4 protein-coding genes (1 of these 4 cut by a window edge) are annotated in these 13,352 nt (G+C 65.7%); 3 read left to right on the top strand and 1 reads right to left on the bottom strand.

Annotated elements, in window-relative coordinates; translation table 11 throughout:
• Window positions 1-2: 2 nt before the first annotated feature.
• Genes pabB through ACFWO3_RS01310 form a run of 3 tightly spaced genes read left to right on the top strand, consistent with a single transcriptional unit; the run spans window position 3 to window position 3,909 of the window.
• Window positions 3-2,075: an aminodeoxychorismate synthase component I gene (gene pabB / locus ACFWO3_RS01320; RefSeq protein ID WP_378572909.1), complete on the top strand. Its 2,073-nt coding sequence runs from the start codon at window positions 3-5 to the stop codon at window positions 2,073-2,075.
• The gene (locus ACFWO3_RS01315; protein WP_378572907.1) at window positions 2,072-2,977 is read left to right on the top strand and encodes a prephenate dehydrogenase/arogenate dehydrogenase family protein; all 906 of its coding nucleotides are present in this window, start codon (window positions 2,072-2,074) and stop codon (window positions 2,975-2,977) included. Before pabB ends, ACFWO3_RS01315 begins: the two co-directional genes overlap by 4 nt.
• A complete protein-coding gene (locus tag ACFWO3_RS01310) occupies window positions 2,974-3,909 on the top strand; it encodes a diiron oxygenase (protein ID WP_378572905.1) in 936 nt (311 codons plus the stop codon). Before ACFWO3_RS01315 ends, ACFWO3_RS01310 begins: the two co-directional genes overlap by 4 nt.
• A gap of 26 nt (window positions 3,910-3,935) precedes the next feature.
• On the opposite strand, the gene ACFWO3_RS01305 is transcribed toward ACFWO3_RS01310, so the two are convergent.
• Window positions 3,936-13,352, bottom strand: the 3' end of a protein-coding gene (locus tag ACFWO3_RS01305; protein ID WP_378572903.1) for a non-ribosomal peptide synthase/polyketide synthase. The gene runs 24,393 nt beyond the window's last position; only the last 9,417 of its 33,810 coding nucleotides appear in the window; its start codon lies off the right edge, out of view — the gene reads right to left on this strand; it ends in the stop codon at window positions 3,936-3,938.

Genomic DNA, 13,352 nt, shown 5'->3' with positions numbered 1-13,352 from the left:
GTATGAACACCAGGACCCTGCTGATCGACAATTACGACTCCTTCACCTACAACCTGTTCACGTTGTTGGCCGAGGTGAACGGAGAGCCGCCTACCGTCGTGCACAACGACGTTTCGTGGGAGTCGATCGATTGGGACCGGTACGACAACATCGTCATCTCCCCGGGGCCCGGGCGCCCCGATCGCGTACGTGATTTCGGGATAAGCCGCCGGGCCATCACCGACTCCGCGCTTCCGGTGCTGGGGGTGTGCCTCGGCCACCAAGGAGTATGTGAGACGTTCGGTGCCGAGGTGGGACTCGCACCCGCGCCGATGCACGGCCGAGTGGCGATGGTCGAGCACGACGGTTCGGACGTGTTCGCCGGCGTTCCGTCCCCGTTCCCTGCCGTGCGATATCACTCCCTCATCGCGGACAAACTGCCGGACGAACTCGAAGCCACCGCCTGGACCACCGACGGACTGCTCATGGGGGTTCGGCACCGAACACGGCCACTGTGGGGTGTGCAGTTCCATCCGGAATCGATCAGCACCGCGTACGGGAGGGAGTTGCTCGCCAATTTCCGGGATCTGACTCCCACGGCTCGCGGCGGCGCATCGCCGCGGTCCACGATCCGGATTCCGCTCAGGCATCCGCCGTATGTGGTCTCGCGGGTTCGGGTCGATCACGAGGTGGATCCGAGCGCGGCGTTCGAGCGCCTGTTCGCGAGCGGCCCCAATGCCTTCTGGCTGGACGGCACGTCGGCGTCCGATCCGGAATCGCGATTCAGCATCATGGGAAATTCCGGGGGCCCACGAGCCGAGTACATCACGTACGACGTGGACGAAGCGACCGTGCAGATCACCCGTGAAGGGCTACCGGTCGAGCAGGTCCACACGTCGATTTTCGACTACCTCGAACGACAGCTACAGGCCCGCGCGGTGCCGGGAATGCCTGGCCTGCCGTTCGGATTGGGGTACGTCGGCTTCCTCGGTTACGAATTGAAGGCCCACACGGGTGGGCGTCGAACGCACTCCGCGAGCACCCCGGATGCGGCGTTCGTGTTCGCGGACCGGGCCGTCGTCATCGACCACACCACCGACTGCTCGTATGCCCTGTGTCTGAGCGACTACGCCGACGACCCGGAAATGCAGCGCTGGCTGTCCGAGACGGAGCACTCGTTGCGCCTGCTCGCCGAGCCGGATCCGGGCCCCGAGAATGCCCCGGTCATCCGGAACGTCGAATACGCGGAACTCGAACTGCGCCACGACCACGATGCATACCTGGATCGGATCGGGCAGTCGCTCGCCGAGATCCGAGCGGGTGAATCGTACGAAGTGTGCCTGACCAACATGGCGCGAGTCGGGAGAGCGATCGACCCGCTGCCCACGTTCGAACACCTGCGCACGATCAGCCCCACCCCGTACAGCGCTTTCCTCGATTTCTCCGGACTGTCAGTGTTGAGTGCCTCTCCCGAACGGTTCCTTCGGATCGGCGCCGACCGCATCGTCGAATCGAAGCCGATCAAGGGCACCAGACCGCGCGGCGCGACACCCGCCGAGGACGCTGCACTTCGTCAGGATCTTCTCGACAGCGAGAAGGACCGCGCCGAGAACCTGATGATCGTCGATCTCACCCGCAACGACCTCGCGCACGTGTGCGTGCCGGGCTCGGTGCACGTTCCTTCACTGTTCGACGTCGAAACGTATGCGGCCGTGCACCAACTGGTCTCGACCGTGCGTGGCACGCTCAGCCCCGATTCGTCGGCGGTCGATTGCGTGCGCTCGGCGTTTCCCGGGGGTTCGATGACCGGTGCACCCAAGGTTCGGACGATGGAGATCATCGACCGGCTCGAAGAGGGCCCGCGTGGTGTGTATTCGGGGACGATCGGATACTTCTCGCTCACCGGGACGGCCGATCTGTCGATCGTCATTCGGACGATCGTCGCGACCGACACCGAGGTGACGTTCGGAATCGGCGGCGCCATCACGGCACTGTCCGATCCCGAGGAAGAGTTCGACGAAGCGATGGTGAAGGCCGCAACCATGCTCCGAGCGGTCTCGGTGTCAGCGGAACGCCCAGGCGAATTCGGGGCGTGACGGTGGCCCCCGTTGCCGAGCGAAAGCCGACGGTCGTCGTCGGTGGTGCCGGTGCGGTGGGGACCATGCTGGCGGACCTGTACCGTTGTACCGGGGCGAACGTCGTCGTGGTCGATCGAACAGACCCCGAAACGGTCGGGCGATACGTTCACGGTGACATCACCGCGCCCGGACCCGCCCTGCGGGAACTTCTTCGCTCGGCTGCCACCGTCCTCCTCGCGGTGCCGGAGACGGTCGCGGTCGCCGCCCTGCCGCGGATTGCCGATCTGCTCGATGCCGATGCCGTTCTGGTCGACACCCTGTCGGTGAAGTCTCGGTTCGCCGATGCGGTCGGCGCATCCGAACTCTCGTGCGCCGCACTCGGTGTCAACCCGATGTTCGCTCCGTCGCTGGACCCGAAAGGTCGGCCCATCGCGGCGGTGACTTATCGCCCTGGACCGGGTGTGGACGCCACCGTGAGGACCCTCGAGTCCACTGGCGCCGTGGTCACTCCGCTGGCTGCGGGTGAGCACGACGAACTCACGGCCCTCACGCAGGCCCTCACCCATGCGTCGATCCTTGCGTTCGGTCTCGCCCTCGCCGATGCCGGTGCGAACGGATCCGAACTGGCCGCTCTGGGCACGCCTCCACATCTGACGTCGCTTGCACTGCTCGCCCGGGTGACCGGCGGAACTCCCGAGGTGTACTGGGACGTGCAAGCGGGTAATCCCGCAGCACCGGACGCACGGCGCCGACTCGCGGATGCGTTGGCACTCCTCGACGACACCGTCGAGGGAGGTGACGAGGAGACGTTCGCGGCGCTGATGACGAGGGCATCGTCGGCGTTGGGTGCGCACGCGGATGCATTCCGGGACCTGTGCGGGCAGTTGTTCGCCGATCTGCGGAGAAAGGACGAGACATGATCGTCGCCGAACAGGGCAACGCGGCGGAAACCGCCGTGGTCCGGGGACTCGCACGATCGTGGAGCCGTCGCGCTGCGGTGAAGAAGGCCGAACCCGACTTGGACGCACTCTTCGATCTCGACAAGACCGACTACCCCGACGCCCTTCTCCCCTTCGCCGACCACGACGGGTTCGTCGAGTTGGACGAGCACCTCAAGGATCGACTCCGGTCGTGGGCGTGGATTGCCTTCAACAAGAACGTGATGGACATCGAGGAGTATGTGGTCAATCCCGGGTTCGATCTGATCGCACACGACGGTCTCGACTCCGGAATCGGCGACTCCGTGTCGGTTGCGGTTCACCAGGCGATGGTCGACGAGCAGTACCACACCCTGATGCATCTCAACGCCAGCGCCGTGATGCGACGCAGACGGGGATGGGCGATGCCGAACAATGCGCTGCCCGAGGTGCACACGGTGCGTACACAGCGCCGCACGACGCTTGCCGAGGTCGACCCGAGACTGCGGGCACTCTCCACTTTCGCCTACACGACGGTGGCCGAGATCTCGATCAGTGCATACCTGGATCTCATCTCGGACGACCCGGAGGTGCAGCCCGTCAACCGGGCCACCGTGCGCGTCCACAACAGGGACGAGCGTGCTCATGCCGCGATCACCGACGACATAGCCGAGATCGTGTACGACTCCTTGAACGCCTCGGAGCAACGCCACTATCTGAACGGTCTGGCCGAAGCGATGAACACGTTCAGCAGCAACGACTTCACGGTGTGGCGTGCCATCGTCAATCTCGAAGGGGTCCCGCGCGGTCGGGCATTGATCGACGACGTCTCGCATGCGAGCGACCGCCGGCGGCTGGTCCAGGACTTCAGCGGAATCGAAAGACTGTGCACGCAGTTGGGGGTTCACGACCTGATCGAATTCGACTGGTCCTGAACCCCCGACCGCTTGGTCGAGCCTCCCTAGAGGTCTTCGCCGGTCGCCACGAGTGCCGTCAGCGCCGTGATCCACAATGCCGCGAACTCGTCGACGTCACTCTTCGCCAGGATCGACGACGGGAAGCCCATGAAGGCCGACAACTGCCTGCCTTCCGCGGTATCCGCGACGACCGACTGGATGTCGAGCACGGCCTGAGCCGGGAGGGCACTCTTGTCCGCACCACCGAGTTCCGGTGAGTCGAGGACAGGTATCCACCCCAGCTCGCGGAGGCCTTCGGGAATCTCCTCGGCACTGACCCGGCCTATGTAGTTGAAGACGATCTGCGGCTCGGCCCACTCCCGCATGGCAGGTGCGGTGTCCTCGTTGAGGTACCGCAGCATGCCGTAACCGATGCCCTTGTCCGGAATCGCGGACAACTGATCGCGGACGGCATGTACCGCATCGACCGCGGACGTACCACCCATCAGCGCGTCCGACACGTCGATACCGGTCAGATCGAGCCGCGCCGGGTACATCGTCGTGAACCAACCAACCGTGCGCGAAAGGTCCGAACCGGGTACGACGGACTCCTCACGACCGTGGCCTTCCAGGGTCACCAGCGTGGCCGCGTGATCGACTCCGCGGGCTCGACGCCACTCCGTGACCGCCATGGCCAGCGCTGCGCCGAGCACGTCACCGATGTCGCCACCCAGTGCCCTCGGCACATCACCGAGAAGAGCCTCGGTGACCTGCACGGGCACGTCCACCCGGGTGCGTGTGAGCGTGTGGAACACGTCGACGTCGAGATCGAGCGGACGCGAACCGAGCAACGGGTCCGGCTCGTCGAGAATGCCGCGCCACAGATCCAGCTCGGCAACCCGTTCGGGGAGCTGAGCCGCCTCGATCAATCCGTCCGTCCACCGCCGAAGCGATGTACCGATGGGCTGCAGCGAAGGCGCCGACCCTTCGGCGACCTGTGCACCGGCGATCGCGAAATCCGGTACCAACGTTCGCCAGGACACGGAGTCGACCACGAGGTGATGCGGGACCACGACGAGTCGTCCGCGTACCGACGGGTCAGCCGGGTCGAGCCAGACGAACCGCAGCATGTCACCGGCACGGGGATCGAGAGTCTCGAGAGCCTTCCCGAACTCGACCTTGATCACCTCGGCGAGCGATTCCGGCCCCGACTCGGCCGCTGGATCGAACTGCGCATGGTGAATCCAACGATCCACGGACGCCGATCCGGCCGGCGCGATCTCGAGTTGCAGGCCCCGGTCCGTGTCCATCAGCGTCGAGCGGAACACGTCGTGAGTGTCGACCACCGCGGTTATCGTCTCCACGATCTGCGTGCGATCGATACCTTCGGGCAACACCAGGGTCATCGGCATCACGAAGCGGTTGTAGTCACCGCCGCGCTCCACCATCTTCGCAGCGATCGGGGTGAGCGGAACGATTCCGACTCCGCCGTCCGAGTACTCCTCGAGGGTCGCGACGTCACCCGATTCCACCGTTGCGGCCAGCTGAGCAACCGTGCGGCGCTCGAACACGTCCCGCGCAGTGAAGTGGATTCCCTCGGCTCGCGCCCGAGCCACGAGCTGGATGGACACGATGCTGTCGCCACCCAATTCGAAGAACGAGTCGTCGATGCCGACACGATCGCGTCCGAGGAGATCTGCGAACAGCGCCGCAAGGGTGGTTTCCGTTGCCGTGCGCGGTTCCCGGAACTCGGTGGTCGCCGCGAACTCGGGAACCGGAAGTGCCCGCCGATCGAGTTTGCCGCTGGTCCCCGTGGGGAGGGAACTCAGCACGACGATCGCATCCGGAACCATGTACTCGGGCAACGACTTTGCAGCGAACTCGCCGAGCTCGGTCACGTCCGTAGATGCACCCGGCTGCGGCACCACGTAGGCGGCCAATCGCGAACCGACCTCGCTCTCGTGCACGATCACGGCGGCCTTCGACACGTCCTCGTGCCGCGCCAGCGCCGACTCGATCTCACCGAGTTCGATACGCAGGCCTCGGATCTTCACCTGGAAGTCCGTACGGCCCACGAACTCGAGTGCACCGTTCTCGTTCCAGAACACGAGGTCGCCGGTGCGGTACATACGTGACCCGTCTGCGGCGAACGGGTTGGCCACGAACCGATCCGCACTCGCCCCGGGGCCACCGACGTAGCCACGTGCCAACTGCGTGCCTGCCAGGTACAGCTCGCCCGGAACGCCGACCGGTGCCGGGTTCAGGCGTCCGTCGAGAACGAACGCGCGGGTGTTCCACGCCGGTGAACCGATCGGCGCAATGGTGTGTGCTTCACCGGAGTCCACGGTGTACGCGGTCGAGTTGATCGTCGACTCCGTGGGGCCGTACAGGTTGACCAGCTTGGCACCGCCGAGCTTCTCGACCCGTCCTGCAGTCACTTGCGGTAGTGCCTCACCACCGGCGAACACGTAGCGCAACGATCCACACCGCTGCGGATCCGCGACATCGAGGAACATGTCGAGAACAGTCGGAACGAACTGGATGATCGTGACCGACCGGGCGGAAACGAGTTCCGCCATGTGTCCGGGGTCGCGGTGACCGTCCGGGCCTGCCACCACGAGCCTCGCACCGACGGTCAAGGGCAGGAACAGTTCCCACACCGAGGCGTCGAATGTGAACGGTGTCTTCTGCAGAAGCACGTCCTGCGCACCGATCTCGTACTCTTCGCGCAGCCAGGCCAGCTGGTTGACCAGTGCACGGTGCGTGATCTGCACACCCTTGGGGCGCCCGGTCGATCCGGACGTGTAGAGCGTGTAGGCGAGGTTGTCCGTGCTCAGCTCGCTCAGTCGCTCGTCCGGCTGCAGAGGCGCGCCTGCGAACGATTTCGCTCGGAAGTCGCCCAGGCGCAGCACCGGGGTGTCCCCCACCGAGAACTCCTCGTCCGCGGTCATGATGCACGCCGGCTTCGCACTGGCCACCACGTACTCGATGCGTTCGCGTGGGTGCTCCGGATCGATGGGCACGTAGGCGCCGCCGGCCTCGAGAATCGCGTACAGAGCGACCACCATTTCGACCGAACGGGGCATCGCAACGCCCACCACCATGTCGGGGCCGACCCCGATCGAAATCAGGTGTCGAGCCAGTCGGTTCACCCGGTCCGCGAACTCTGCGTACGTCAACTCCACACCGTCCGCGACCACGGCTGTGGCCGTCGGGGTGCGCGCGACCTGCGCGTAGAACAGGTCCGGGACCGTCTTCCCCGGCACGTCGTGATGAGTGTCGTTCCATTCGTCGACGACCAGGCCGCGTTCGGCTGCGGTCAGAAGATCCAGGTGACCGACGAGGGTCGAACTGCCCTCCGCGATGGTGTTCAGGACCTTCTCGAGCCGCGCTCCGATCCGTTCGATCGTCTGACGATCGAACACGTCCGGGAGGTATTCGAGCACCAACGACACTTCCGAATCCGACTGCGCCAGCAGCGTCAACGGGTAGTGCGACTCGTCGGCGATCGACACGCCGGACACTCGCAGTCCGTCGATGTCACTGCTCTCGGTGAGTCCGGCGCGGTCGATCGGGTACGACTCGAAGATCGTCAAGGTGTCGAACAACCCGCCGATTCCGGCGATCTGCTGGATCTCCGGAAGCCCGACGTGGTGGTGGTCGAGCAGTGCGGACTGCTCGGCCTGCAGCCGCTCGAGCAGACCGACCATCGACTCGTTCGGATCGATCCGGACCCGGATCGGAAGCGTGTTGATGAACAGACCGATCATCGACTCGATGCCGGTGACCTCCGGTGGACGACCCGACACCGTGGCGCCGAACACGACGTCGTCGGAGCCCGTCATCCGGGACAGGAGTAGGCCCCAGGCACCCTGCACGATGGTGTTCATCGTGACGCCGCGATCGCGGGCAACGCGGGCCAGTTCCTCACTGACCGTTTGCCCCACCTGTACCGAGTACTTGATCGGCTTGGGACGGTCCGTACTGCTCGGGGCAGGCGCGGGGGCAACGACGGTCGGCGACCCCAGACCCGAGAGTGCCTGTGCCCAGGCGTTTCTGGACACCGGAGCATCCCGGTCTGCAAGCCAGCTCAGGAAGTCACGGTATCCGCGTACCCGAGGCAGGTGGGTGGCGTCGCCGTGTGTCGCGTACAGGACCAACAGGTCCTTCATCAGCAGTGGCATCGACCAGCCGTCGAGAAGGATGTGGTGGTTGCTGATCGAGAAGCGGTACTCGTCCGTACCAACCCTCGCCAGGAGGAACCGCATGAGCGGCGGCTCGGCCATGTCGAAACGAGCCGTGCGGTGCTCGGCGAGAAGCCGGCGAATCTCGTCCTCTCGCTCGGCGTCGGTCAGCGACCGCAGATCGACCTCCTGCCACGGCACGTCGACGTCGTCGAGCACGACCTGGATGGGCGCACCCGCTTCGTTCTGTACGAACGCGGTCCGCAGGTTGGAGTGTCTTGCAACCAACCCGTTCGCAGCGGCTCGGAGCCGTTGGGCGTCCACCGTGCCCGCCAGCTCCAGCACGACCTGAGCGGTGTAGACGTCGACCGATTCCGCTGCGAGCACCGAGTGGAAGTACATGCCGGACTGCAGCGGTGCGAGCGGCCACACGTCGCTCACACCCTGGTAGCGACCCTCGAGGGCCTCGAGCTCGCACTGTCCGATCGAGACGAGTGGGACGTCCGACGGGGTGAGACCACCGCTGCCCGGAGTGGTGGCGTACTCAGCCAGAGCAGCTGCGGCGGTGTGCCACAACCGAACCAGCTCGTTCACCTCGTCCGCACCGAGGATGTCGGTGGCGAACGCGAAGCTCGCGGACAGCTCCGGTCCGGAGGCCGTATCCGAGGTCACCGCGTTGATGCTCAGGACTGCCGGGGCCACCATGTCGTCGTCCATCGCGCCGCCGAACTCACCGCTGTCGGAATCCGGCATCCAGCCGAGAGCACGCAGTTCTTCCGGCACCTCGACCGCCCCGGCCTTACCGAGGTAGTTGAAGCCGATCTGTGGGGTCGGAAGCTTGCCGAGAACCGGCCCGGTCTCCTCGTTGAGGTAGCGGAGCAGTCCGTATCCGATGCCGTGGTCCGGGATCGCCAGCAACTGTTCCTTGACGGCCTTCAGTGCGATACCGGCACCGGGACCGGCGCGGAAGGCGTCGTCGAGGTCTGCCCGTCCGACATCGAGCCGGACGGGGAACAGCGTGGTGAACCAGCCGACCGTGCGCGCGAGATCCGCACCCGGAACCGTCTCTTCCTCACGGCCGTGGCCTTCGAGGTTGATCAGGACCGAGCTGTCCGCGATGCCACGTCCTGCACGCCACCACGACACTGCGAGAGCGAGCGCCGTCAACAGTCCGTCGTTGACCCCGCCCTGCACGACCTCCGGCACCTGCGTCAGAAGTGCGTCGGTCAGTTCGGTCGAGAACGTGATGCTCGTGCGCGAAGTGGTCGACACGACGTCCCGCTTCGGGTCGAGCGCCCGCGAGCCGAGGAGGAGATCGTCTCCCGCGAGAGCCCGTTGCCAGAATTCGAGTTCGGCAACCCGATGCTCCGATCGCGCTTCTTCGACGAGGCCGTTCGCCCATGCCCGCATCGACGAACCGGTCGCCTGGAGCTGGGGCACCTCACCGTTCGCCACCTGTGAACCTGCGGTGACGAAGTCGGGCACCAGGATTCGCCAGGAGACACCGTCCACGACGAGGTGATGAGCGAGCACGAGCAGTCGACCGCCCGTGCCGTCCGTCGGCGAAGCGGGATCGAACCAGACGAACTGCATCATGCGTCCGGTCGCCGGATCGAGACGGTCGGCGGCGCGGTTCATGGCTTCGCGTCCGAGTTCGGCGAACTCGGGCGTTCCTGGGAGATCGGTGATCTCGATGCGTTCGAGAAGATCCTCCGCACCGAAGGCTTCTTCGACGGGCAGCGTTTCGAACACCCGGTCCTTACCCGAACCGGTCAGCCGCGAACGCAGCACATCGTGTTGTGCGAGCACCGCGTCCACGGTGGTGACCACGTCCTCGCGGGTAACCTCCACCGGCAACGTGAGAAGCACCGCCTGCGAGAACCGGTCGAAACTACCCGCCGTGTCGAGCAACCAGTGTGCGATCGGGGTCAACGGGACCGGACCCACACCGCCGCCCGGCAGCTCTTCGAGGGTGACGGCTTCCGAATCCGACGTCCACACAGCGACTTCGGCGAGCGCAGCCACCGTCTTGCGTTCGAACACGTCGCGCGCAGCGAACAACACACCGGCCGCCTTGGCCCGCGTGGTCAGCTGGATCGACACGATGCTGTCGCCACCGAGTTCGAAGAAGGAGTCGTCGACACTCACCCGATCGACACCGAGAACCTCGGCGAACACCGAGGCGATGGCATCCTCCATCGGACCGGACGGAGCCCGGAAATCCGAGGACATCGACACGAACTGCGGCTCGGGCAGCGCCTTGCGGTCGAGCTTGCCCGCCGGCGTCATCGGAACCTCGGTGATCGGCATGATCGAGGACGGCACCATGTATCCGGGCAGTGTCTCGGCCACGAAGGACGACAACTGTGCGACGTCGATCGTCTCACCGGCCGCCGGCAGAACGTACGAGACGAGGACGGTCTGCCCGGTCTTCTCGCGGTGATGGCCCATGGTGACCGCGAAGTCGACCGAAGGATGCCGACCGAGTTCCGCGTCGATCTCCCCGAGTTCGATACGGAACCCGCGGACCTTGACCTGGAAGTCGCTACGGCCGACGTAGTCGAGAACGAGTTCGTCTCCGTCGGTCACCCACCGGACCACGTCACCTGTGCGGTACAGCCGCTCCCCCGGTCCGCCGAACGGGTTGGCGACGAATCGCTCGGCCGTCAGCCCGAACCTGTTGTGGTAGCCGCGTGCAACGCTGGGCCCGGACACGTACAGCTCACCCGGCACACCCACCGGCACCGGCGCCAACCTCGAGTCGAGAACGACGACGTCCACGCCTCTCGTGGGACCGCCGATGGTGACCGGCTTTCCGGCCTGCATCGGTGTGCTGGAGGTGCTCCAGATCGTTGCCTCCGACGGTCCGTACAGGTTGTACATCCGCCGTCCGGGCGCCCAACGCGCCATGAGTTCGGGTGGGCAGGCCTCGCCGGCGACCGACAGGACCTCGATGTTCTCGAGTCCGGCCGGGTCGACGGTGGTGAGGGCCGCCGGGGTGATGAAGGCGTGAGTGACCTGCTGTTCCCGTAGCAGGCGCGCCAGTTCTTCACCGCCGTAGACCAATCCGGACGCGATCACCATCGTCGAACCGGCTGCCACGGCGAAGAGCAGTTCGAACACCGAGGCGTCGAAGCTCGGCGACGCGAAATGCAGAACCCGGGACTGCGGGGTGACGCCGAGCCGCTCACGCTGCTCGGTGGTCACGTTCGAAAGACCGGCGTGTGTCACCACGACGCCCTTGGGCATACCGGTCGAGCCGGATGTGTAGATGACGTACGCCGCATCGGTGAGCCGGATCGGACGTAGCCGCTCGTCTTCGGTGATGGCGTCGCCGGAAGCCTTGGCGCACACGTCGGCGAACTCCGGATCGTCGAGAACCAGCCAGTTCACCGTGTCCGGGAGGTCCGCCACATGGGGCATGGTGACGAGGCCCAGTGCCACAGCCGAATCCGTCACCATGTGCAGGATTCGTTCGTACGGGTAGCTCGGGTCGACGGGCACGAACGCGGCACCGGTCCTGGCAACGGCCCAGATCGACAGCACCGACTCGACGGATCGTGTCAGTGCCAACGCGACGAAGTCGTCCGAACCCACGCCACGATCGATCAGCACGCGTGCCAACCGGTTCGACCGCTCGTCGAGCTCGCCGTAGGTGACGATCTCGTCGCCACACACGATTGCCGTCGCCGAGGGGTCCTGCGCGGCTGCCGATTCGAGAATCTGAACCAGCGTGGCAGGGGTCGCGGTCTCGGCACCGAGCACCGGTGTCAGCACGCGACGCTCGTCGGCGGAGAGGATGTCGATGTCGGCGACGGCCACGGACGCATCGGCTGTGACGGCACGCAGGATCCACCGGAAGCGATCGGCGAATCCGGCGATCGTTTCCTCGTCGAACAGATCCGTCGCGTAGGTGAACACGCCTCGCATGTGCTCACCCCGGTCGGGGTCGCTCTGATCGGCGAGCGTGAGCTGGAGATCGAACTTGGACGAACTCACGCCACCGTCGAGTCCCTGGATCGTCAGGCCCGGAAGTTCGAGGTGCGCCTGCTCGACGTTCTGGAACGCCAACGCCACCTGGAACAACGGGGTGAACGCCGTAGATCGCTCCGGCTGCAGGATCTCGACGAGACGCTCGAACGGGACGTCCTTGTGCGTGAACGCTCCGAGGTCGTCGTGGCGCACGGATGCGAGCAGATCGGCGAAACGAACGTCCGGGTCGACCTGGGTACGCAGGACGAGCGTGTTGACGAACATGCCGACGATGTCGTCGAGCGCGGACTCGCCACGGCCTTCGATGGCGGTGCCGATCGCGATGTCGTCGGTTGCGCTCAGACGCGCGAGCAGTACGGCGAGTGCCGCATGCGCCACCATGAACAACGAGGCGTTGTTCTCGCGAGCGAGGTCGGTGAGGTGCGTTCTGAGGTCCGCATCGATCTCGAACTCGAAGTTGGCGCCGCGCAGCGACTGCGACTGCGGACGCGGGCGATCGGTCGGCAACGGCAACACGTCGGGCAGACCGGCGAGAGTCTTCTGCCAGTATCCGATCTGCTTCGCCGACAGCGACTCCGGATCCTTCTCGTCACCCAGCAGTTCGTGCTGCCACAGCGAGAAGTCGGCGTACTGGACCTCGAGCGGAGCCCAACCTGGTTCGGTTCCCGCCACGTGCGCGCTGTAGGCGACGACGACGTCACGCGCGAGCGGGGCGGTCGACGCACCGTCGCCGGAAATGTGGTGGATCACGATGACCAGCACATGTTCCGAATCGGACAACCGCAGCAGTCCTGCACGCACCGGAATCTCGGCGGCGACGTCGAACCCGCGCGTGACGAGCTCGACAACCCTGGCCTGCATCTCCTGCTCGTCCGCGACGTTCTCGGTGAGCAGCTCGATCGGCGCGTCCACACGGGACACGACGACCTGTTCCGGGCCGGACCCGTTGTCCGGATACGTCGTGCGCAGAGTCTCGTGACGTTCGACGACGTCGCTGAGCGCACCGCGCAGAGCATCGACGTCCAGGTCGCCACTCAACCTGATGGCGAGCGGAATGTTGTACGCGGCCGAGGCCTTGTCGAACTGGTTGATGAACCACATGCGAGACTGCGCCGGCGAGAGCGGGATTCGCGCGGGCCGTCGCTGAGCAACCAGCGGCGGACGCGTAACCGACTCGGACGACGACTGCTCGGCCCGGGTCGCGAGCGCGGCGACAGTCGGTGCCTCGAAGAGTTCACGGACACCGATCGTCGCGTCGAGGGCAGAGTTCACCCTAGCGACGACACGGGTGGCGATCAGCGAGTT

The sequence above is a fragment of the Rhodococcus sp. NPDC058521 genome, from assembly GCF_042719695.1.
Classification (GTDB): domain Bacteria; phylum Actinomycetota; class Actinomycetes; order Mycobacteriales; family Mycobacteriaceae; genus Rhodococcus_F.
Note: the sequence above shows the minus strand (reverse complement) of the source record. Positions and strands in the feature narration are given on the sequence as shown.